We start from the raw sequence: 21,823 nt of genomic DNA on the forward strand, positions 1-21,823 counted from the left end.
TACACTTTCTCCTTTTTGTATATCCTGAAAAAAGAAGGAAAATAGAAAAAGGATATCTAATACAGAAAGTGACCCTGCACTATTTTTCATCAAAATTGGTTTCAAAGGAGAAGGAACAATGGATCAAACACGTACACTTGGCAAGACGAAGCTGCAGGTGAAGCGGATCGGATTCGGTGCGAATGCGGTCGGCGGGCATAATCTATTTCCGAACCTGAATGATGAAACAGGGAAAGATTTGGTGCGCACGGCATTGGATGGCGGCGTGAACTTTATCGACACCGCCTTTATATATGGACTGGGGCGTTCCGAAGAACTAATCGGCGAGGTCGTGCGGGAACGCGGCGTGCGGAATGATCTCATTATTGCTACCAAAGGGGCCCATAAAGAAGTGAACGGCAGCATTGAACTAGACAACAGCCGTGAATTTCTTCGCGGCGAGGTGGAAAAGAGCCTGAAGCGGCTGAAAACAGATTACATTGATTTGTATTATGTTCATTTCCCGGATGGCAAAACGCCTCTCGCTGAAGTGGCAGGCACGCTGAAGGAGCTGAAGGATGAGGGGAAAATCAAAGCGATCGGCGCTTCGAACCTCGACTATCAGCAATTGCAGGAATGTAATGCAGACGGCTATTTGGAGGTCTTTCAGGCAGAATACTCGCTTATTCAGCGTGATGCCGAAAAGGAGCTGCTTCCGTACTGTGAAAAACACGGCATTTCCTTTATTCCTTATTTTCCGCTCGCGTCCGGACTGCTGACAGGAAAATTCACGAAAGACACGGTCTTCGAAGACTTTAGAAAGGACAAGCCGCAATTTCAGGGAGAAACGTTTATTCACAATCTCAAAAAAGTAGACAAGCTGAAAGCGGTAGCGGAGGAAAAACAAGCGGAGACGGCACATGTCGCCTTGGCGTGGCTGTTAACGAGACCGGCGATAGACGCCATCATTCCAGGTGCTAAGCGTCCGGAACAGCTGAAGGATAACCTGAAAACCTTGAACATAGAACTGACCGAAGATGAGTCGAATTTCATCAGTGAGATTTTCACATAAAAAAGGAAATAGCCTTGGAGGCTATTTCCTTTTGGGGTTTTATTCTTTTATGAATGCTTCGACTAATTCTGCTGCTCTATAATCGTCCATATCAAGCTGCCATTGGTCGATGTCATTTTTCTTCATTTTCACTTCAACCGTTTTTTCAGATGAAGCCGGCCCGAGCTTTTTGAATTCCTCAGGATATACTTGAAGCGCGTATTTCACAGCTTCTTCATAGCTTGCGCCAGCATTTTTGCTGTAGTAGTCTTTCACTCTGTCTTCGATGCGGTCTGAGAGTGAAGATGCATCTACTGGTTTAATTGTGGCTTCAACAATCGCTTCGTCTTTGGAGATCGAAGTTGTTTTCGCCTGAATGGAAGAGTTTTTGCTTAATCCCGCTTTAATGCCGTTCACGATATTATCAAGCGCTTTGCTGTCCGCATATGTGCTGGAAAGGCCGGAAGCTGAGAGATAGCCGTCTTTGGCGGACTCGTTGAAATCATTTACAATTTCATTTTTGTTGGCACCGGTGATTTTTTCGAAATCAGCGTTGTCTTTACCGAAAAGAAGGACATCAACATAAGCTGATAACGCTTTTGCAGAGTCTTGGAGCTGGTCTGCTGTCGCAAGGATTTTTTTGTCTTTTCCGTCAATTTTGAAAGTAACTGATTTCGGCTTTTTATCACCGTAAGATTCCGGTGTATAGTTAAGCTCGTATTTCTCGCCTTTATCTACAACGAAGAAAAGGTTTCCTTCAACCGATTTGTCAGCGTTAATCGTGCTGCCTTGAAGCTTTTCGTTATAGTCTTCAGGATCTGTGTCAGACATTTTGGTATCACCTTGATACAAAGTGAAATCCATACTGTCTACATTAAGCGGTTCTTTTCCTGTGTTTTTCACAGCGACATTGACTTTTAACACAAGCTGGTCATCTGAAGTGGACTTATCATACTGGGACGGAAGTGTATAAGAGACATCTTTGATTTTGACTTGAGCTATATCTGAGCTTTTTTCTGTTTCTGAATTTTTCTTCTCCGCGCTTGTTTTGCTTCCGGAACAAGCAGCTGTAAACATCATCAGCAGAAGAATTAGGAAAACAGCGTACGTTTTTTTCTGAAACATTCATTTTTCCTCCTCAAATGGTTTAGGGAAGGGAGTCTTTTGTCTTTAAGAAATGGATCTTTTTGAATGGATTAGCATCATATAACCAAAAAAATCAGTTCTTTTCTCACGGTTTTCACCGGATTTTCTGGAAACTCCGCCCTTCTTTGTCATGAATGGACCTATAAAAAGTTACAACGGAATTAATTTTAAGATTATTAGCTTTTATATTGAATAGGTTCATCATACTATTTTTGGTGAAAAATGTTCTGGTAAAACTGGTAAACTCAGAAATTTGTGTATTTTAGACTACTACTTTTTGATTAGTTGAAGGGGACATAAGAATAATGAAAGGAGCCGTCTTGGTGAAAAAAGAGGAACTGAAACAAAAAGCACTGGAAATCGGCCGGGTGCCGACACACTTAAAACTGGAAATTGAAGATTATGGCGATGATGAGAAAAGAGCACATTTTTGTTGGGTAGATCCTCAGGATGAACACATCGGCATTATCGTGGAACTTGGGACGGACGGGCAGCCGGAATCCCTTTCCCGTGATATTGAGCCTGAAAGCGAAGAAAGGCTGTCTGAGCAGCAATTAGAGGATATCATGCGCCAATTTGTCGAGACTCATTATCCCGGCGCGCTCTCTGCCTTTGTCCGTGAAGAAAATGACCGTACATACGACGATAAAGTGAGATTTTCATATGTTCAAATAGAAGACGGGCTTCCTCTTCCCATGAGCGGATTTATGGCTGAAGTTTCCTTATCAGGTGAGATCATTTACTTCCGCTATTATGGCAAAGCGGGCAGCATCATCAAGCCAAAGCGGGTCGCGGATTATGAAGAGGCGTTCGCCTTCATCAAGAAGGACGTGGAGTTCGACCTTTTGTTTGAGGTTCTCAATCGTTCTGTTTACAAAAACGGGGACGATCAGCCGCATTTGGTGTATGAGCCTGAATGCAGGGTCATTACCGTACCTGCAGATTTGGTTCAAGAAGAAAAAGAATTTGATGAAGACGATGACAGAGAGCGGGAAAGCTTTCCTCTCCCTTTATTCGAGGGCATTCACGAAAAGGCTGATCCTGGCAGCATGATCGGTATCGAAAAAGGTTTTGTCAAAGAGCGGGAAACGGATTTGGGAGATGGGAGAATCGGGACCGTTTGGCGGAATCCGGATGATCCTGTGTATCAACCGGCTGATAAAAGCATGGACAGCTGGTTGAAAGGGCGGACTCATCAAGTGCTGAAAACCATCCATAACAAAGAAACCGGAAAACTCGAAGGCGTCATGTCATTTATGGAGAAAAAAGGGCCGTTGACAGTAACTGAGGCAGAGTGCGAAAAAATTGCGCTTCGCTTCCTGTTTGCTTTATTTCCGAATGCCGATCAATATTTTAAGATCAGGTACGATGAACCGGATAAAGAAGAAAACGCAGTCGCTGGTTTTACATTTGAAGCGCACTGTCACGGGGTCCCGCTCCGGTTTGGGCAGATCAGAATCTGCGTCAGCCGCCAGACAGGGCACATTACCGTTTATATGGGACCGGATATTGATCCAAAGGAGCTGGAAACCATTCATCCCGTTCCGGCCATTTCTGCAGAACAAGCCAAGTCTATTTTTTGGCAGCATTTTAGAGTTGAGCTGGGCTGGGAGAGAGAATACCGTGATGATGAAGAACACACCTACCGGCTCGTCTACAAACCGGTGTATCCGCGTTTTATTGAAGCCCATACAGGAGAGCCCGTTATCAGTTCATGGTAAAACAGTCAAAAGTCACACAAATGCCGCAGGTGTAAAAGGTGATATGTGATGAAAGTAGCAGAAAGGATATTGAAAAACAATGACAATAATAGAAAAGGACCTTTCTTCACTTTAAATGAAGAAAGGTCTTTTTATATAATAAACAGGATTCTCTTTGTCGTAGACTCTTTGAAAGGATGACTTCATTGGTTACTAAACAGCTGAAAAAGAAGGCGCAAGAGATCGGGAATGTACCGCCTCATTATGAGCTTGAGATAGAAGATTACGACCAGAAGCAAAAGAAGAAGGGGCAGGCATATTTCATCTGGAAGGACCCTGAAGATCCGGAAAAGCACATTATAGTTGAACTCGGAAATGATGGTGCTTTACTCACCTTTTCAACAACCGTGCGCTCTGAGGCAGACAAAAAACTTCCAGATGCCGAGCTGAAGCTGACGGCTCTTCAGTTTGCTGCTGCCAACCATCCCGGCACATTTATGAAATTTCATTTTCAAGGCAAGGAAGAACGGGGACAGCACGTCCGTTTTGTCTATACCAAAATGGAACTGGGGCTTCCGCTTCCCAATTCAGGCTTTTTAATTGATATGACACGCAGCGGACAGATTGTCCATTTTTTATATTACGGAGAAGAGCATAAAGCCCAAGTTCCAACGGAATTTGTAGCAAAAGAGAAGGTAGTGTCTCATTACTTAAATACAATGTCTTTGCAGCTGATGTACGATGTCATTGATGGCGAACAGTCACCCAGGCTTGTGTATGAACCGATTCTGCCGGGATACAGCTATCCCGCGGATGTAGACGAAATCGTGCCCGACCAGCATATTGCAGATGAAAGAATAGAAAACGGGGCGCCCCTGCCGCCGCTTCAGAACACGGACGAAATCGATATATATGCTATGCTGGGCCTCACCTCTGATATGCAGAAAGTCAGTGAAAAGGACTTTGGAGAAGAAATGGGAAGCACGTGGCGCAAAGGCACTGCGCCGGAGCGGAAAGATTTAAGCATAGGAAGCTATTTTGAAACGAGAAATAAAAATACAATCAAAATGAAGACTGATAAAAGAACAGGGAAATTAAAAGCGGCGATTTCTTTTATGGACCAGCGGGACACCCGCCAATGTTCAACGGAAGAATCCCAGGAGATCGCGCTTCAATTTTTGTATGCCCTCTATCCGAGAGCGGCTGAGTTTTTCAGAGTGAATCCCGTCCGAATTGATGAAAGAGGCAGGGTCCGCAATCATTTTTCTGTCTGGTATAAAGAAGTGCCGTTGCGGTTCGGCGCTGCCCGCATCATTGTCAATCCGGAAACGGGAAAGATTGACGCTTTTATGGCGCCGGATATTGACCCTGAACAATTAGAAACAATAAATCACAGGCCGGATGTTTCAGCTGAAGAAGCGAGAGAAACGTTTTTAGCCGCTTTTGATGTGAAGCTGGAATGGCAGCCTGATTTTACAGCAGGCAGCGATCAGCATTACAAACTTGTATATAAGCCGGTTTATCCTTCCTATATTGATGCGCACATAAGGAAAAAGAAAAGGCTGTGAGGGTGTCTAGTCAGGAATCATCTCCAAGTGGGGGTAGTCCTTGAATCGTTTCCAGTCCCCACCCCACTTAAAACCGAGTTTCTTAGCAATCTCGACAACCTCCAGCCAATCTGATTTGCCGTTTTGATTGCCGTCATACTCCATATCCCATATGATGCTGCCATCCTTTTTTGAAGGGCGAAATCAACCGCTAAACCATAGTTATGATACGATTCCCCTCCTCTTGCATAGGTGACAATATTCCCTTTTTTTGTACGTCCCTGTTTATATAATTCGTCTTGTTCCTTAAAGGACCTGAATCCTTCTGTAATGACAACGCTAATGCCTTTATTCGCTGCTGCGGCCTTTAGAGCGTCGGCATTCTGCTTCACAATCGGATGAAGAGCCGAAGGAACAGGCATATCCTGCAGGGCGTTTTGAGAATGCCATTCGTGCCGTATATAACTAAAACACAGATCAAGAAGAAACAGAATACATAAGATAACGGATGTTTTTGCGGATAATTTCATATCGGTCTCACTTTCTCATGATGTGTTGAATGTTAACGCTTTTAAGAGATTGGCTCTCTCTAAAAGAGAACAGCTATGATAAAATATAACATAAATAGTAGCAGGAGGAAGGAGGCAGACCGATGAGAGCAAAGATTCCATCTGAAGAAGTAGCAGTAAAACTAAACGAATGGTACAAGCTCATTCGCGCATTTGAAGCAGATCAAGCAGAAGCGTTAAAGCAGGAGATTGAATACGATTTAGAAGACATGGAAGAAAATCAGGACTTGCTTTTATATTTTTCTTTGATGGAATTCCGGCATCGAATCATGCTTGATAAGCTGATGCCGGTGAAAGACAGCGACACCAAGCCTCCGTTCTCTGATATGCTGAACGAAATTGAAAGCAATCAGCAAAAACTCACAGGCTTATTGGAATACTACTTTTATTATTTCAGAGGAATGTACGAATTTAAGCAGAAAAATTTTATATTAGCGATTGACCATTATAAACATGCCGAGGAAAAGCTCGAGTATGTCGAGGATGAGATCGAAAAAGCTGAGTTTCTTTTTAAGGTTGCCGAAGTGTATTATCACATCAAACAAACATATTTTTCCATGAATTATGCGAGCCAGGCGCTAGATATCTATACGAAATATGAACTGTACGGGCGCCGCCGCGTACAGTGTGAATTTATCATCGCCGGAAATTTGACCGATGTTTATCATCATGAAAAAGCGCTGACACACTTGTGCAGCGCCTTAGATCATGCAAGGCAGCTTGAGGAAGCGTATATGATCGCCGCTGCCCATTATAATGTCGGACATTGTAAGTACAGTCTGGGTGATTTCAGTGAAGCGGAGGGCTATTTCAAAAGAGCCGCCGCCATTTTTGAGGAGCACAACTTTCAGCAGGCCGTTCAAGCCGTTTTTTCACTGACCCATATCTACTGTAAACAGGGAAAATACGACAAAGCGGTAGAGATGTATGACCGCGGGATAAAGAGCGCGGCTGAATGGGAAGATGACATGTACTTAACGAAATTCCGCCTCATTCATGAGCTGTATCTTGGCGACGGCGACCGGAGCGTGCTTGAAGAATGCTTTGACCTGCTGGAATCCCGCCAGCTTCTTGCCGATGCTGAAGAACTGCTGCATGATACAGCGGAACGCTTCAATCAGCAAGAACGCTACGAGTCCGCCGCATTCTTTTACCGCAGGCTGATGAACATTAAAAAAACGCTTGCCGAGCAGCGTTTTCAATAGAAGATGGCAGAGAACATACAGGTTCTCTGCTTTTTTATGCTGTTTCCAACCCGGAAAAATAGGGTATTTTCCACTGCATAATGAAAATTCAGAGGAGGATATCGTTTATGTATAAAGACTTAACCGGAAAAACAGCGATTGTGACAGGCTCTTCAAAAGGAATCGGGAGAGCCATTGCGGAACGGTTCGGACACGAGAAAATGAATGTTGTCGTGAACTATCACAGCGATCCGTCGGGAGCCGATGAAACTGTGGACATCATTAAGAATAACGGAGGGCAGGCCGTCGCAGTTGAGGCGGACGTGTCAAAAGAAGAAGGGATTCAGGCGCTCTTGGACGCCGCTTTAGAGCATTTCGGCACACTTGATGTGATGGTGAACAACTCCGGCTTTAACGGCGCGGAGGCCATGCCGCATGAGATGAGCCTTGAAGATTGGCAGAGAGTCATTGATGTCAACGTCACCGGAACCTTTATGGGAGCAAAAGCAGCGCTTAGCCACATGATGAAAAACAATATCAAAGGCAATGTGCTGAATATCTCGAGTGTTCACCAGCAGATCCCGCGCCCCGTCAACGTTCAGTATTCCACGTCCAAAGGCGGTATCAAGATGATGACAGAAACGCTTGCGCTCAACTATGCGGATAAAGGAATTCGCGTCAACGCGATAGCACCCGGCACCATTGCCACAGAATCAAATGTTGATACGAAAAAGGAAGAGAGCAGGCAAAAACAACTGAAAAAAATCCCGATGAAAGCCTTCGGAAAACCGGAAGAGGTGGCGGCAGCAGCTGCTTGGCTCGTATCTGAGGAAGCAAGCTATGTGACCGGCACAACACTCTTCGTCGATGGCGGAATGACACTTTATCCGTCTCAGCTTGAATAGAACACAAAACAGGGGGACTGCGGGATGAAAACAGAGTGGTGGAAGGATGCGGTGGTGTATCAAATTTATCCAAGGAGCTTTCAGGACAGCAATGGAGATGGAATTGGAGACTTGCGGGGGATCATTTCCCGTCTTGACTACATAAAGGAGCTTGGGGCAGATGTGATTTGGATTTGCCCGATTTATCCTTCTCCGAATGTTGATTACGGTTATGATGTGACGGACCATAAGACGGTTATGGATTCATACGGAACGATGGATGATTTTCACGAGCTGCTTGACCAGGTGCACCATCGCGGGTTAAAGCTGGTGATGGACTTTGTGTTAAATCACACCTCGGTCGAGCATCCGTGGTTTAAAAAAGCGGAGCTGGACAAAAAAAGCAAATACCGCAGCTATTACTTTTGGCGCCCCGGCACACAGAACGGCCCGCCGACGGACTGGGTGTCTGACTATGGATGCCCGGTTTGGCAATACGAGGAGCATACGGGGGAATATTATCTCCACATGAATGCTGTCAAACAAGCTGATTTAAATTGGGAGCATCCTGAGGTGCGCCAAGCGGTATTTGACATGATGAGATTTTGGCTCGACAAAGGGGTGGACGGCTTGCGCATTGACCAGCTCCATCTCATCTCTAAGAAAGAATATCTTCCTTCGTATGAGGACTATATCAATCAGCAGGCAGAGCCGAAGCCTTTCCAGCCAAATGGCGAACGAATCCATGACTATTTAAAAGAAATGACAGATGAAGTGTTTTCTCAATATGATGTCATGTCTGTCGGAGAGGTTGGCAGTGTCACACCGGAGGAAGGGCTGAAGTATACGGGAACTGATAAGCATGAACTAAATATGATTTTTCATTTTCAGCATATGGAGCTTGACCAGCAGCCCGGAAAAGAACATTGGGATCTGAAACCCCTTGAGCTTTCTGATTTAAAATCGGTTTTGACAACATGGCAAAAGAAGCTTGAACATCAAGGCTGGAATACATTGTATTGGTGCAACCACGACCAGCCCCGGATTGTGTCCAGGTTCGGAGACGATGGGGAATACCGCAAAGCATCCGCGAAAATGCTGGCCACCGTTCTTTATCTCATGAAGGGCACGCCGTATATTTATCAGGGAGAAGAAATCGGGATGACAAACGCGCCGTTTACCCGGATTGAGGACTACAAAGATATCCAAACGATCAATATGTATCATAAACGGGTGTTTGAAAAAGGCTATGATCCAGAAGATGTGATGAGATCAGTCTTAGCCAAAAGCAGGGATCACGCCCGGACACCGATGCAGTGGAGCAGCGGCAAGAATGCCGGATTTACTGACGGCACGCCCTGGCTGAAGGTCAACCCGAACTTCTCGTCCATCAATGTGGAGGAAGCTCAGACAGACCCTGATTCGATCTTAACCTATTACAAAAAGCTGATCAGCCTGAGAAAGCAGTACGCTGACCTCATCAAAGGGAGCTATGACCTTTTGCTTCCGGATGATCCGCAGCTGTTTGTATACATGAGAGAAAACGGCAAACAGCAGCTTTTGTCGGTCAATAACTTTTCAAAAGACCAAGCTGTTTTCCGATGGCCTAAGCACTGCGGCAAGGAGCAATCATCCCTGCTTCTCAGCAATTATAAAAACAACGGTGATCTTGCTGATGAAATGGTGTTTCAGCCTTACGAGAGCAGAGTGTATCTTCTCGACAAAACAGTCAAATGACTCAACCCGGCTTTTTCAGCCGGGTTTTTTCAAGTACATATATTCATGCTGCAGACGGGAAGAATAAAATCAAAATGAAAATTAATCTTGCAAAACGTAATGACTTCGGTTTATTATGATATAGGATTACAAAATCGTTATCATTTTGATTTAAGTCACTATGAAAAAGAGGGGATATACAATATGTTTAAAAAATGGAGCGGTTTGTTTGTGATTGCAGCGTGCTTTTTATTAGTGGCAGCATGCGGCAACTCATCAACAAAAGGGTCAGCGGATTCGAAGAGTGATAAACTGCACATTGTCACAACGTTCTACCCGATGTATGAATTTACGAAACAAATTGTAAAAGACAAAGGAGATGTGGATCTGTTAATTCCATCTTCCGTCGAGCCTCATGATTGGGAACCGACGCCGAAAGACATTGCCAACATTCAAGATGCCGATTTGTTCGTTTATAATAGTGAGTACATGGAGACGTGGGTGCCGTCAACTGAAAAAAGCATGGGCCAAGGCCATGCCGTTTTCGTTAATGCGAGCAAAGGCATTGATTTAATGGAAGGCTCTGAAGAAGAACATGAAGAGCACGGAGAGCACGAGGAACATGAACATGGGGAGCATGAGCACAGCCATGCAATGGACCCTCACGTATGGCTCAGTCCTGTTCTGGCGCAGAAAGAAGTTAAAAATATTACGGCGCAAATCGTAAAGCAGGACCCGGATAACAAAGAATACTATGAGAAAAATAGTAAAGAATATATTGCAAAACTGCAGGATCTTGATAAACTATATCGTACAACCGTAAAAAAAGCGGAGAAGAAAGAATTCATTACGCAGCATACAGCTTTTGGCTATCTGGCAAAAGAATACGGTTTGACGCAGGTTCCGATTGCAGGGATTTCGCCCGACCAAGAACCGAGCGCAGCCGACTTGGCAAAGCTGAAAACATATGCCAAAGAACATAACGTAAAAGTTATTTACTTTGAAGAAATTGCATCCTCAAAGGTCGCAGATACGCTCGCCAGTGAAATCGGCGCGAAGACAGAAGTGCTTAATACACTGGAAGGCTTAAGCAAAGAAGAACAGGATAAAGGTTTAGGGTATATCGACATTATGAAACAAAACCTCGATGCCCTGAAAGATTCACTATTGGTTAAATCATAAGATAGTGTGCGCCGGAGGGTGCACACTATTTCTTTGTGAGAAAGGAAGATTGACATGAATCTCGTCTCATTGAAAGATATCGTTTTCGGCTATTCCCACACGCCTGTTTTGGATAAAGTATCACTTGATATTGAAAGCGGTGAGTTTGTCGGCATCACGGGACCAAACGGCGCCTCTAAATCAACGCTCATGAAGGTGATGCTTGGCATGCTGAAACCGTGGGAAGGCACGGTGACGATCAGTAAAAGGAATACAGAAGGAAAACGCCTGACAATAGGGTACGTCCCGCAGCAAATTTCTTCATTTAACGCTGGCTTTCCGAGTACGGTGCTGGAGCTTGTTCAGTCAGGCCGCTATACAAAAGGGAAATGGTTTAAACGTTTAAATGAAGAAGATCATATCGAAGTGGAAAAAGCGCTGAAAATGGTGGAAATGTGGGAGCTTCGCCACCGGAAAATCGGCGACTTATCAGGCGGACAGAAGCAGAAAATCTGTATCGCCAGAATGCTTGCCAGCAATCCGGACCTCTTAATGCTGGACGAACCGACAACAGCCGTTGACTATGACAGCAGAAAAGGATTTTACGAATTTATGCACCATCTCGTGAAAAATCACAACCGCACAGTTGTGATGGTTACTCACGAACAAAATGAAGTACAGCAATTTTTAGATAAAGTGATTCGATTAGAGAGAGGAGAAAAAGGCGGATGGAAATGTTTGACTTGGAATTCATGCGACGAGCTTTTCTAGCAGGCGGCATGATTGCCATCATGGCCCCGATTTTAGGGGTGTATCTCGTTCTCAGAAGACAGGCCTTAATGGCTGACACACTTTCGCATATTTCATTGTCGGGTGTTGCCATCGGCTTTTTCCTCAGCACCAATATTACCGCGGCGAGCATAGTCGTCGTGACCATCGGCGCTATCGGGATTGAATACATGCGGCGGGCATATCGGACGTATTCAGAAGTATCCATTGCCATCTTAATGGCGGCTGGTTTGTCCTTCGCGATGTTTTTAATCAGCCTTTCAAAAGGCACCGCCAACATGAGCATCGATCAATATCTATTTGGATCGCTCGTGACAGTAAACCAGCAGCAGGTGTATATTATCGGCATCATTACACTGCTGATTTTGCTTTACTTTATCGTACTGAAAAGGCCGCTCTACCTGCTGACATTTGATGAAGCAACAGCAAAAACATCCGGAATTAACACAAACGTTCTGTCGATGTCATTCAGTATCGTCACAGGCCTTGCGATCTCGGTCATTATTCCGATCATCGGGGTTCTTCTTGTATCAGCCCTGCTCGTATTGCCGGCAGCATTCGCCATCAGAATTGCTAAGGGCTTTAACATGGTATTTATCACAGCCATACTCATTTCGTTATTTAGCGTATTTATGGGACTGACATCATCTTATCAGCTCGGAACGCCGCCAGGGCCGTCCATTACCCTGCTTTTGATCGTTCTCCTGCTGATCGGATTTGTGGTTCAGGGAGTTTGGATGTTTATCAAAAAAGAAGCCCAGCGTAAAAAAGGGCGCCAGTAACATGAAAAGCAGTTTTCCCTAGGGAAAACTGCTTTTTTTATAGAAACAATTCAGCAAGACGTTCATAAGATTCTTTTTTCGCCTCAAAATCAAACACATTGCATAGAACCATAATTTCATTTGTTTCATAGCGGTCTGTGAGCTCTAAAAGCTGCTGTTTGACAGTGTTTGGAGAACCGATCACCATCCGCTTTCTGTTTTCCTCTATAAGTTTTTTATCGGACTCTGTGTAGGGATGCGCTTTTGCTTCCTCGATGGTCGGCACGCGGCTATCCAAGCCTTTTCCGACGCGAAGAAGCCATAAATCCTGGCTTAATGTGAGCTCTTCTGCCTCTTCATCTGTTTTTGCGCAAATGACAAAAATCGTAAACAAGGCGGACGGGGACGAGAAATGGGCTGATGGCTGAAAGCTTTCCCTGTAGACGCGAAACGCATTTTCTCCTCGTTCGGGGTTAATGAAATGCCCAAACACATACCCAATGCCCTGGTGCGCCGCGCGTCTTGCGCTGTTTTCACCGAGACCGAGCACCCACAGCTCCGGTGCAGTGTCAATAAGGGGCGCCGCTTTGATTCCGGCATACGGATGCCCGGCAGGAAGCGAATCCGTGAGAAAATAAGAGACATCCTGCAGCTGTCTGTTAAAATCGGTTAAGCTTTTTTTCACCCCGTCCGTTAAGGCAAGACGGGTTTTTGTCGTGCCGCCGGGGGAACGCCCGACACCGAGGTCAATCCGGTTTGGATACAGGGCCTCAAGCTGGCGAAAGGTTTCGGCCACCTTAAACGGGCTGTACTGGGGCAGCAGCACGCCGCCTGACCCGACACGAATCGTGCTTGTCTGTGCTGCGATGCGGGCGATCATGATTTCAGGCGCTGTGCTTGCCAGTCCTTTCGTGCTGTGATGTTCGGCAAACCAATAACGCTTATAGCCCCACTGTTCGCTTAATTGGGCAAGCTCAACCGAATGCTGAAGAGTCGTCACAGGGCTTTTTCCTTTAGAAACAGGTGCCTGATCAAGTATGCTTAAATGAATCAAAAGGCCGCTTCCTTTCTGTCTGTTTTTAGAATGTGACACAAGAATAGGCAAAATGACTCGCTCACGTCAAATGGTTTGTTTAAGATTTGTACTTCATAGCATTTGCAAAACATATAGCAAATATGGAAGGTTTTTTTCGAGGATTTTCGTCAATTATTCTTAACTTTAACGAAACTTTGATATAATAACAAACGTATATATTAATAATTTACGGCTTATTTTCCATGTGAGCGTAAAAATAAATGTGACTATATTCACATTTCGATGAGTAGGAGTGAATCGTGTGGCAATTTCTTTAGAAAAAGGTCAGCGAATTGATTTAACAAAAGGAAAAGCCGGTCTGTCAAAATTGATGGTCGGTCTCGGCTGGGACCCGGTTTCTTCAGGCGGAGGGTTTTTCAGCAAACTGCTTGGCGGAGGCGGTGCAAATATCGACTGTGACGCTTCAGTGCTGATGCTGGAAAACGGAAAATTCACCGATAAAAAGAATGTCATTTATTTCGGTAATCTGAAAAGCCGCTGCGGCAGTGTAAAGCACACAGGCGACAACCTGACAGGCGACGGTGCGGGCGATGACGAGCAAATTATGATAGATTTGGAAAAAGTGCCTGCAAACATCGATAAGCTTGTATTTGTTGTTAATATTTATGATTGTGTCAGAAGAAAACAAGATTTCGGCATGATTCAAAATGCGTTTATCCGTGTGGTTGATCAATCGAATCATGAAGAAATGCTCAAATACAATTTGAGAGACAATTATGCCGGCAGAACAAGCTTGATTACAGCAGAAATCTACCGCAGCGGCAGCGAGTGGAAGTTTGCGGCGATCGGTGAAGGCACAAATGATACGAGATTAGAAGATATTATCAGCCGATACGCGTAAAAGAAAAAAAGGAGTGGATGAAACATGGCAATTTCATTGGCAAAAGGACAAAAAGTAGATTTGACAAAAACAAATCCGGGTCTTTCAAAGGTTGTTGTCGGTTTAGGCTGGGATACGAATAAGTATGACGGCGGGCACGACTTTGACCTTGACTCAAGTGTATTTCTGTTAGATGCAGCAGGGAAATGCGCGTCTCCAAACGATTTTATTTTCTACAATCAGCTTGAAGGCGGCAACGGTTCAGTCGTCCACTCAGGCGATAACCTGACAGGCTTAGGCGAAGGCGACGATGAGAATGTAAAAGTGAATCTTAGCGCTGTGCCGGCTAACATTGATAAAATCTCCTTTGTTATCACAATTCACGAAGCGGAAGCGCGCAGCCAAAACTTTGGACAAGTATCAAATGCGTTCGTTCGCATCGTAAATGAAGAAACAAATGAAGAGCTCATCCGTTATGACCTTGCGGAAGATTTCTCTATTGAAACGGCAATCATTGCAGGGGAGCTTTACAGACATAACGGCGAGTGGAAATTCTCCGCTATCGGCTCAGGCTACCAAGGCGGTCTTGCCCGCATCGCAACAGACTACGGTTTGCAAGTCGGTTAAGACCAATTACGAAGAGCAGAAAGGAGAGAGGCAGTATGGCCATTCAATTATCAAAAGGACAGCGCATTGATTTAACGAAAACAAATCCGGGACTCACAAAAGCGGTGATCGGCTTAGGCTGGGATACAAACAAGTACTCCGGCGGGCACGATTTTGACCTGGATGCTTCAGCCTTTTTAGTTGATGCTCATGATAACTGCGTGAATGATCTCGATTTCGTCTTCTATAATAACCTTGAACATCCGAGCGGCGGTGTCATCCATACGGGTGACAACCGCACGGGTGAGGGCGACGGAGATGATGAGCAGATTATCGTTGATTTTTCGAAAATCCCTGCTCACATTGAGAAAATCGGCATCACAGTGACCATTCACGACGCAGAAGCACGCAGCCAAAACTTTGGACAAGTTTCCAATGCGTTTGTGCGCGTTGTGGACGAAGAGACGCAGAATGAGCTTCTTCGCTTCGACTTGGGAGAAGACTTCTCCATTGAAACAGCTGTTGTCGTTTGTGAGCTTTACAGACACGGCGGCGAGTGGAAATTCAATGCGATTGGCAGCGGTTTTTCCGGCGGGCTGGCTGCATTGTGCCGGAACTACGGTTTGCAAGTGTAAGCGAGTGACAAATAGAGAAGTCACCGTTTTAAATTAATAGGAGGAAAAAACTTGGACTTTTTACATCATATCATGTCTACGTATGCTTCATTTTTCGATTGGAAAATGTGGGGAGAGGTATTGTCTGATCCTGTTTCCTGGGGTCTGATCGGTTCCCTTGTTGTTCTGGAAGGCCTTTTATCGGCCGATAACGCGCTTGTTCTTGCGGTGATGGTCAAACACCTGCCGGAAAAACAGCGGAAAAAAGCGTTAACGTATGGTTTGTTTGGAGCTTATATTTTCAGGTTTATTTTCATCGGGCTCGGTATGCTCCTCATTAAATTCTGGTGGATCAAGGTGCTTGGCGCGCTTTATCTCGCTTGGCTCGTCATTAAGCACTTCTGGATCGGCGAAAAAGAAGAGGAAGCGGACGGCATTAAGAAAAATTCTTGGATGGTCCGCACATTCGGTATCTTCTGGGCAACTGTTATTTCAGTTGAATTGATGGACCTTGCCTTCTCTGTGGACAGCATCCTGGCCGCATTTGCGGTGTCAGAAAAAGTATGGGTGCTTCTGATCGGCGGTATGCTTGGTATTCTAATGATGCGTACAGTGGCAAAAGTATTCCTTGTCCTGATTGATAAAATTCCTGAGCTCGAAAACACAGCATTCGTGTTAATCGGAATTATCGCGCTGAAAATGGCGGCAAGTGCTTTCCATTACGAAATGCCGCACTCTGTATTCTTCATTATCATTATCGCTGCATTTGCGGTAACCTTTATCATTCACTACATCAACAAACAAAAGCAGGTGCGTGAACAAACAGCCGCTTCAAAAGAAGAATAAAACAAAACAAGGAGGGAGGTTCAATATCCTTCCTTTTTTGTTACAGAAATATCGTCCGATGACAAACCGGAAAGGAGGATATGATGAGACAAGAAGAATTAACCATTCATAAAGCGGTCCCGGCTGATGGGGATTGGAAAAGCCTGCTGTTTCAGCCATTGCCTGAGCGGGATCACTATGAAACAGAACAAGGCCTTTCTTTTTCTCGTCTTGCCGGGCAGATATTGGGTACGCCTATTGATGAGACGGACTACTATAACGAGTTGTATGAGCTGTCTGTAAACGATCGCATTACCATTCTGAGTGAAACGCTTGATAAAACAATTGAGCCGGAAACATTTCAAAAGCTCCAGCATATTCACTCCATTAATCAGCAGGAAAAAGGGCTGTCGGTCAGCCGCTTTGTTGCCTTTCTGGACGGGGAAAGGCTGATTGCGAAGCACTCGAATCCCTTGATGCACCGCCATTTAAGAAAAGCGCTGATGACGCTTTTACATACCTTTGCGGACAGTCATGAGCAGGGGCTGAATCATCCTGATTTTCGCAGAGTGCTGCTTGATGTCTCGAAGTTTTCTTTGAATCACCTGAATCCTTGGTTGGAAAAAACCGATATAGAGCGGGAGATGCCAAAGGTTGTTTGGTACGGAGATGCGACGAAAAGCCAGCTCTATTTCTTATATTATCTGATGTTAGCCGGCTGCGATGTTCTGCTGTTCCATCCGGCGGGAACCGATCAGCTGGCGCTTGTCGAACCGATGCAGGAGCTCAGTTTTACGGAAAAACTTCCGGATGTTTCGGAGCTTCAGCCGTTTCCGAAAGAAAAACCGGACCGGAAATCAACAGTGGCCTACCGCTCAACAAAGGAAATTGAACATGTGCTGAATCATGAGGAATCCATGCTGTATAAGCCATGGCAATTTAGAGATCACACGCCGATGTCTGTTACGCTGAAAACGACCTATGATGAACTGTTTTTAATCACGAAAGAGCGCGCCTTTATTCGGCCGAATTTCAAAGCTGATAAACATTCCATCGAGATTCCGAATGTATTTGCTAAGGTAATGGGTGTGTCGAAAGACAATAAAGAATATTGGAACAGGCTTCATACATTAGCAGATTATCAGGAAACAGAAATGGTAAGAAGCTTTCCGTTTACAGAAGAAATAAAGTCAAACTATCAATTTCATTACAGCCACGCGCTTGACCATGAGGGGAACATTGACCCTGACAAGCTGATGGCAAGCAATGTATGGCAGTACAAGCAGCTTCCGGCGGGCGTTCAGACTGCCATTGCCAAAACGATTTCGAGAATGTGCAGGCACCCGAGGCTTAAGGCTTTGCATCAGGAGCAAGTCAAGGATGTTCAAATTTACTTGTTTAAACAAACAACAAACCTGCCTGCTAAACTGCTGAAATTGATTCAAATGTTCGATTATGCGCAAACCGTTCCGAAACTCGTTTTATATCATACGGAAATGAGCGGCGGACTCACGCGTTCAGATGCTGCAGCCCTGCTGTTCCTGAATGAAATCGGAATCGATATCATCATTTATAACCCACCCGGCCATCAAGACATTGAGCCGTTTATTGAAGAGGATCAGTATGATATCCACTGGCTGGACGACATGGTGTTTCAGCAGGACTATAAAGAGCCTTCGCTTGTGAGAAGGCTGTTCAGAACAATTACCCAAAAGTAAGGAGAGAAGAAAAGCATGACAACAGAAAATCAAAACCCGCTTGTTCTCGATAAAAACGAAGAAATTTCCCAGCAGAAAGCTGACGATATCCGTCTCCAGTTCCGTCAAGAACCAGAGGTGAAGCGGCTTGTACAGCAAATTGACGTCAAAAACCAAATGGAACTGCTTGAGTACGGGAAGGAGCCGGCCGTTGAAATTTCCAAGTTCTCTGACCGCATCTTAGGGATGATGAAAACAACAAGCGTGACAGACTCCGGCACAATGCTGACTCAGCTTGGGAAAATCATGGACCGCTTCGACAAAAATGATTTTGATGAGCCAAAGGGATTGATGGCGAAAATTTTCAAACGCGGCGGCAGCATGATTGAAAAAATCTTTAAAAAGTACCAGACGCTTGGCGGAGAGATTGAAAAAATCAACGTTGAGATTTCGAAATATAAAGATGAGATGACGAAGACGAACTACACGCTCGATGAAATGTATGAAAACAATATCAAATACTATATGGAGCTTGAAAAATACGTCGTTGCCGGACAAATGAAGCTGGAAGAGATGCAGTCGATCCTTCCTTCATATGAAGAAAAAGCGGCAAGCGGAAATCAGCTGGCGCAAATGCAGCTCGATACACTGCGAAACGGCATTCAGGCGCTTGAGGAACGGGTGTATGATCTGGATATGGCACGGATGGTGGCTCTTCAAACGGCACCTCAAATCCGTCTCCTGCAGCGCGGAAATGCAAAGCTGATCGGGAAGATCAACTCAGCGTTCATCATCACCATTCCGATTTTCAAAAACGGCATCATTCAGGCCGTTACCGTGAAACGCCAAAAGCTTGTGGCTGACTCCATGAGCGAGCTTGACCGCCGGACAAACGAGATGCTGAGACGAAATGCTGAAAACATCTCGAGCCAAAGTGTTGAAATTGCCAGAATGGCCGGCAGACCGAGCATAGATATTGAAACGATCGAATCGTCTTGGAACACGATCGTCAGCGGCATGCAGGAAACAAAACAAATCGAAGAAGAAAACAAACGCCTTCGCGAAGACGGCGCAAGACGTATTGCCCAGCTGCAGGATAATATTAAAAAAGCAGCATTGCAGCAATAATAAACCCCCCCCCCGCTTGTGAAACATAAGCGGGGTTTTTCGTTTATATCATTTAGTTAATGACAATGTGTAAAGACAGGTGTAAACTTAAACGGTAATTATTTTGCATATCAGAGGTGTTGGCAATGGGAAAACAACAGCCTATATCCCAGCGTAAACTGCTGGGCGTCGCCGGCTTGGGGTGGCTGTTTGATGCAATGGATGTCGGAATATTATCGTTTATTATCGCCGCGCTCCATCTGGAGTGGAATCTGTCGCCCGAAGAAATGAAATGGATCGGAAGCGTCAATTCCATCGGCATGGCTGCGGGTGCGTTTTTGTTTGGTCTGCTGGCTGATCGAATCGGCCGGAAAAAAGTGTTTATCATTACCCTTTTGTGCTTTTCCATCGGAAGCGGCATTTCAGCTTTTGTGACGAGCTTATCGGCATTTCTTATTCTTCGTTTCGTGATCGGAATGGGGCTTGGCGGCGAGCTTCCAGTCGCTTCAACACTCGTTTCGGAAGCGGTTGTGCCTGAAAAGAGGGGCAGAGTGATTGTGCTTCTGGAAAGCTTTTGGGCTGTTGGCTGGCTCGTAGCGGCACTGATTTCTTACTTTGTGATCCCGAGCTTCGGCTGGCAGGCTGCCTTGCTGTTAACCGCGCTGACTGCTTTTTATGCTCTGTACTTGCGGACGAGTCTGCCTGATTCACCGAAATATGAGTCGCTTTCTGCCAAAAAGAAATCGGTGTGGGAGAATGTAAAAAGCGTCTGGGCAAGACAGTATATAAGGGCGACAGTGATGCTGTCGATCGTTTGGTTCTGCGTGGTGTTTTCTTATTACGGCATGTTCCTGTGGCTCCCTAGTGTCATGCTGCTAAAAGGCTTCAGCATGATTCAAAGCTTTGAATATGTCCTGCTGATGACGCTTGCTCAGCTTCCGGGCTATTTTTCTGCCGCCTGGCTGATCGAAAAAGCGGGCCGGAAGTGGATACTCGTCATTTACCTGATTGGTACAGCAGGTAGCGCCTATTTCTTTGGAACGGCGGATTCCTTAGGCCTTCTGCTTACAGCTGGAATGCTGTTATCGTTTTTCAATCTTGGGGCGTGGGGCGTGCTGTATGCCTATACACCGGAGCAATACCCGACAGCGATTCGCGCAACAGGTTCAGGAACGACAGCGGCGTTTGGAAGAATCGGCGGCATCTTCGGGCCTCTGCTTGTCGGAACGCTCGCAGCCCGTCATATTTCATTTTCAGTCATCTTTTCAATCTTTTGCATTGCAATCTTGCTCGCGGTTGTTTGTATTTTGATTATGGGAAAAGAAACGAAACAAACGGAGCTTGAATAGGAAAAGCACCTCTTGAATGAGGTGCTTTTTTACATTTGCACTCGGGCTTCAGTTTGGCGTTTTCCGGTTTTTCTGATTGTCTGGTAGAGCGTCATAGACAGTATGAACAGAATGGCAGTAAATCCTGTGACGGCTCCGAAATGCTGTGTCCTTTGATATAAAAAACCTGCAACACATGTGCCGACAGTGGTTCCTGCATACATAGCGGCATTGGAAAGGGAAGCGATGGTTCCACGTGCGTTTGGTGAAATGGATTGAAAGACACCCATCATTAACGGAAAGATAATGCCAGCTGTAAAGAAAGTGAGAAAAAAGCTCATTTCCACTAAAAATAAGTGAGGAAAGAAAGGGAGACAGAAATAGAGAGCCCCCATCAGCAGCATGCCGCCGATCAATGTCTGAAACATGCCCAGCTTTGCTGAAATTCGGCTGCCGATAAGACTTCCGAGCATATTTCCCAGTCCGAGTACAAGCATAGCAGCGCCAATTTGCGAAACGGTTAAATGATAATCCGCAGAAAGCCAAGTGCCTAGAAAGCTGAACGAAGCGAAATTTCCGGTTTGAAAGAGAAAATAGGCAAACAGGATGACCGTTGTTTTCGGCAGTGAAAACAGCTCCCGATATGGATTCAATATTGACGGACGGCGTGCAGAAGGACGAATATCAGGCATGGCTGCCGCCAGAATCAATAGAAGAACAAGCGAGCAAGCTGACAGAACGAAAAATGGCGTATGCCATGTAAAGGAAGCGAAAAAACCTCCGATGGGAAGTCCCAGCATTTGTGAAGCGGCCAATCCTGCTGTCGCAATCCCCATGCTTTTTATGATCTGAGAAGGCGGGACGATGACAGGGATGGACGCCCAAATTTGAGGCGTCACAAACGCAGCACTAACGCCTGCGGCAAAACGGAACAGGCACATGGCGGCAAAAGAGGGAGCGATGCCGCATAAAAACGTGGATACGATAAAGCCTGCAAGTCCCCACAGCATGACTGTTTTCCTGTTAAGCCGGTCTGAAATCGGGCCCGCAACCAAAGCGAACAGCGCATAACCGAGCGCATAAGCACTGACCATCCAGCCTGACAAATCGGTAGAGACATGAAACTGATCCTGTAAAAGCGGGAGAAGCGGCGAAAGCAAAAAGGTATCCGTGCCAATGACAAACATCACACTGAAAAAAAGCCAAATATGTTTCAATTTTTGTCACTCCTATAGTTTTATAA

The 21,823-nt window shown here is 45.3% G+C and carries 20 protein-coding genes and 1 pseudogene; 16 read left to right on the forward strand and 5 right to left on the reverse strand.

What is annotated here, in order from left to right; genetic code table 11:
- Window positions 1-118 precede the first annotated feature (118 nt).
- The gene (locus tag M1M80_RS01615; RefSeq protein WP_003241274.1) at window positions 119-1,051 is read left to right on the forward strand and encodes an aldo/keto reductase; all 933 of its coding nucleotides are present in this window, start codon (window positions 119-121) and stop codon (window positions 1,049-1,051) included.
- A 39-nt stretch (window positions 1,052-1,090) separates the two neighbouring features.
- On the opposite strand, the gene M1M80_RS01620 is transcribed toward M1M80_RS01615, so the two are convergent.
- Both M1M80_RS01620 and M1M80_RS01625 read right to left on the reverse strand, forming a co-directional pair.
- On the reverse strand, window positions 1,091-2,155 hold the full coding sequence (locus M1M80_RS01620) for a DUF4352 domain-containing protein (RefSeq protein ID WP_060397865.1): 1,065 nt from the start codon (window positions 2,153-2,155) through the stop codon (window positions 1,091-1,093).
- Between the two features lie 45 nt (window positions 2,156-2,200).
- A complete protein-coding gene (locus tag M1M80_RS01625; protein ID WP_119913350.1) occupies window positions 2,201-2,308 on the reverse strand; it encodes a hypothetical protein in 108 nt (35 codons plus the stop codon).
- Window positions 2,309-2,481: 173 nt separating this feature from the next.
- Between M1M80_RS01625 and M1M80_RS01630 the strand changes: the two genes are divergently transcribed.
- Window positions 2,482-3,897 (forward strand): YcdB/YcdC domain-containing protein, encoded by a 1,416-nt coding sequence (locus M1M80_RS01630; RefSeq protein ID WP_060397866.1) that lies wholly within the window; start codon window positions 2,482-2,484, stop codon window positions 3,895-3,897.
- A gap of 185 nt (window positions 3,898-4,082) precedes the next feature.
- Entirely contained in the window at window positions 4,083-5,444 is a 1,362-nt protein-coding gene (locus M1M80_RS01635; protein ID WP_060397867.1) for a YcdB/YcdC domain-containing protein, read from the forward strand.
- A gap of 6 nt (window positions 5,445-5,450) precedes the next feature.
- Here M1M80_RS01635 and cwlK read toward each other — a convergent pair.
- Window positions 5,451-5,953 (reverse strand): annotated as a pseudogene (gene cwlK, locus M1M80_RS01640) (peptidoglycan L-alanyl-D-glutamate endopeptidase CwlK).
- 122 nt (window positions 5,954-6,075) lie between these two features.
- Between cwlK and rapJ the strand changes: the two are divergent.
- The 6 genes from rapJ to znuB all read left to right on the forward strand — a co-directional run bounded on the left by rapJ (window position 6,076) and on the right by znuB (window position 12,508).
- Window positions 6,076-7,197, forward strand: a complete 1,122-nt coding sequence (gene rapJ, locus M1M80_RS01645) for a response regulator aspartate phosphatase RapJ (RefSeq protein WP_060397868.1) — start codon at window positions 6,076-6,078, stop codon at window positions 7,195-7,197.
- Between the two features lie 107 nt (window positions 7,198-7,304).
- Complete coding sequence (locus M1M80_RS01650; RefSeq protein WP_003241260.1) at window positions 7,305-8,081, forward strand: SDR family oxidoreductase; 777 nt, start codon at window positions 7,305-7,307, stop codon at window positions 8,079-8,081.
- Window positions 8,082-8,105: 24 nt separating this feature from the next.
- On the forward strand, window positions 8,106-9,797 hold the full coding sequence (locus M1M80_RS01655; RefSeq protein WP_060397869.1) for a glycoside hydrolase family 13 protein: 1,692 nt from the start codon (window positions 8,106-8,108) through the stop codon (window positions 9,795-9,797).
- A gap of 183 nt (window positions 9,798-9,980) precedes the next feature.
- On the forward strand, window positions 9,981-10,958 hold the full coding sequence (locus M1M80_RS01660; protein ID WP_003241254.1) for a metal ABC transporter substrate-binding protein: 978 nt from the start codon (window positions 9,981-9,983) through the stop codon (window positions 10,956-10,958).
- A 54-nt stretch (window positions 10,959-11,012) separates the two neighbouring features.
- Window positions 11,013-11,708 carry a zinc ABC transporter ATP-binding protein ZnuC gene (znuC, locus tag M1M80_RS01665; protein ID WP_003241253.1) on the forward strand — a complete coding sequence of 232 codons (696 nt, stop codon included), beginning with the start codon at window positions 11,013-11,015 and terminating at the stop codon, window positions 11,706-11,708.
- Window positions 11,666-12,508, forward strand: a complete 843-nt coding sequence (gene znuB / locus M1M80_RS01670; protein ID WP_003241251.1) for a zinc ABC transporter permease ZnuB — start codon at window positions 11,666-11,668, stop codon at window positions 12,506-12,508. Before znuC ends, znuB begins: the two co-directional genes overlap by 43 nt.
- 37 nt (window positions 12,509-12,545) lie before the next feature.
- Here znuB and M1M80_RS01675 read toward each other — a convergent pair whose 3' ends face one another.
- Entirely contained in the window at window positions 12,546-13,541 is a 996-nt protein-coding gene (locus tag M1M80_RS01675) for an LLM class flavin-dependent oxidoreductase (RefSeq protein WP_003241249.1), read from the reverse strand.
- A gap of 283 nt (window positions 13,542-13,824) precedes the next feature.
- On the opposite strand from M1M80_RS01675, the gene M1M80_RS01680 reads away from it, so the two are divergent.
- From M1M80_RS01680 to niaP, 7 genes are all read left to right on the forward strand, one after another.
- Window positions 13,825-14,424, forward strand: a complete 600-nt coding sequence (locus tag M1M80_RS01680) for a TerD family protein (protein ID WP_003241247.1) — start codon at window positions 13,825-13,827, stop codon at window positions 14,422-14,424.
- 24 nt (window positions 14,425-14,448) lie between these two features.
- Window positions 14,449-15,030 carry a TerD family protein gene (locus M1M80_RS01685; RefSeq protein ID WP_003241245.1) on the forward strand — a complete coding sequence of 194 codons (582 nt, stop codon included), beginning with the start codon at window positions 14,449-14,451 and terminating at the stop codon, window positions 15,028-15,030.
- A 35-nt stretch (window positions 15,031-15,065) separates the two neighbouring features.
- Entirely contained in the window at window positions 15,066-15,644 is a 579-nt protein-coding gene (locus M1M80_RS01690) for a TerD family protein (protein ID WP_003241242.1), read from the forward strand.
- A gap of 51 nt (window positions 15,645-15,695) precedes the next feature.
- On the forward strand, window positions 15,696-16,469 hold the full coding sequence (locus M1M80_RS01695; protein WP_003241239.1) for a TerC family protein: 774 nt from the start codon (window positions 15,696-15,698) through the stop codon (window positions 16,467-16,469).
- Window positions 16,470-16,552: 83 nt separating this feature from the next.
- Window positions 16,553-18,166 (forward strand): YceG family protein, encoded by a 1,614-nt coding sequence (locus M1M80_RS01700; protein ID WP_060397870.1) that lies wholly within the window; start codon window positions 16,553-16,555, stop codon window positions 18,164-18,166.
- Between the two features lie 15 nt (window positions 18,167-18,181).
- A complete protein-coding gene (locus tag M1M80_RS01705) occupies window positions 18,182-19,273 on the forward strand; it encodes a toxic anion resistance protein (protein ID WP_060397871.1) in 1,092 nt (363 codons plus the stop codon).
- Between the two features lie 125 nt (window positions 19,274-19,398).
- On the forward strand, window positions 19,399-20,601 hold the full coding sequence (niaP, locus tag M1M80_RS01710) for a niacin permease NiaP (protein WP_060397872.1): 1,203 nt from the start codon (window positions 19,399-19,401) through the stop codon (window positions 20,599-20,601).
- 29 nt (window positions 20,602-20,630) lie between these two features.
- On the opposite strand, the gene M1M80_RS01715 is transcribed toward niaP, so the two are convergent.
- The gene (locus M1M80_RS01715) at window positions 20,631-21,797 is read right to left on the reverse strand and encodes an MFS transporter (RefSeq protein ID WP_104010212.1); all 1,167 of its coding nucleotides are present in this window, start codon (window positions 21,795-21,797) and stop codon (window positions 20,631-20,633) included.
- Between the last annotated feature and the right edge of the window lie 26 nt (window positions 21,798-21,823).

This window comes from Bacillus inaquosorum (genome assembly GCF_023238325.1).
In the GTDB taxonomy this organism is placed as follows: domain Bacteria; phylum Bacillota; class Bacilli; order Bacillales; family Bacillaceae; genus Bacillus; species Bacillus inaquosorum.

Bases quoted from the DNA above. Each gene is read 5' to 3' on its own strand.
- M1M80_RS01690 (WP_003241242.1), top strand. From the start codon at position 15,066: ATGGCCATTCAATTATCAAAAGGACAGCGCATTGATTTAACGAAAACA.
- M1M80_RS01625 (WP_119913350.1), bottom strand. From the start codon at position 2,308: ATGACAAAGAAGGGCGGAGTTTCCAGAAAATCCGGTGAAAACCGTGAG.
- M1M80_RS01660 (WP_003241254.1), top strand. From the start codon at position 9,981: ATGTTTAAAAAATGGAGCGGTTTGTTTGTGATTGCAGCGTGCTTTTTA.
- M1M80_RS01655 (WP_060397869.1), top strand. From the start codon at position 8,106: ATGAAAACAGAGTGGTGGAAGGATGCGGTGGTGTATCAAATTTATCCA.
- M1M80_RS01700 (WP_060397870.1), top strand. From the start codon at position 16,553: ATGAGACAAGAAGAATTAACCATTCATAAAGCGGTCCCGGCTGATGGG.
- znuB (WP_003241251.1), top strand. From the start codon at position 11,666: ATGGAAATGTTTGACTTGGAATTCATGCGACGAGCTTTTCTAGCAGGC.
- M1M80_RS01620 (WP_060397865.1), bottom strand. From the start codon at position 2,155: ATGTTTCAGAAAAAAACGTACGCTGTTTTCCTAATTCTTCTGCTGATG.
- niaP (WP_060397872.1), top strand. From the start codon at position 19,399: ATGGGAAAACAACAGCCTATATCCCAGCGTAAACTGCTGGGCGTCGCC.
- znuC (WP_003241253.1), top strand. From the start codon at position 11,013: ATGAATCTCGTCTCATTGAAAGATATCGTTTTCGGCTATTCCCACACG.
- M1M80_RS01705 (WP_060397871.1), top strand. From the start codon at position 18,182: ATGACAACAGAAAATCAAAACCCGCTTGTTCTCGATAAAAACGAAGAA.
- rapJ (WP_060397868.1), top strand. From the start codon at position 6,076: ATGAGAGCAAAGATTCCATCTGAAGAAGTAGCAGTAAAACTAAACGAA.
- M1M80_RS01685 (WP_003241245.1), top strand. From the start codon at position 14,449: ATGGCAATTTCATTGGCAAAAGGACAAAAAGTAGATTTGACAAAAACA.
- M1M80_RS01615 (WP_003241274.1), top strand. From the start codon at position 119: ATGGATCAAACACGTACACTTGGCAAGACGAAGCTGCAGGTGAAGCGG.
- M1M80_RS01630 (WP_060397866.1), top strand. From the start codon at position 2,482: ATGAAAGGAGCCGTCTTGGTGAAAAAAGAGGAACTGAAACAAAAAGCA.
- M1M80_RS01650 (WP_003241260.1), top strand. From the start codon at position 7,305: ATGTATAAAGACTTAACCGGAAAAACAGCGATTGTGACAGGCTCTTCA.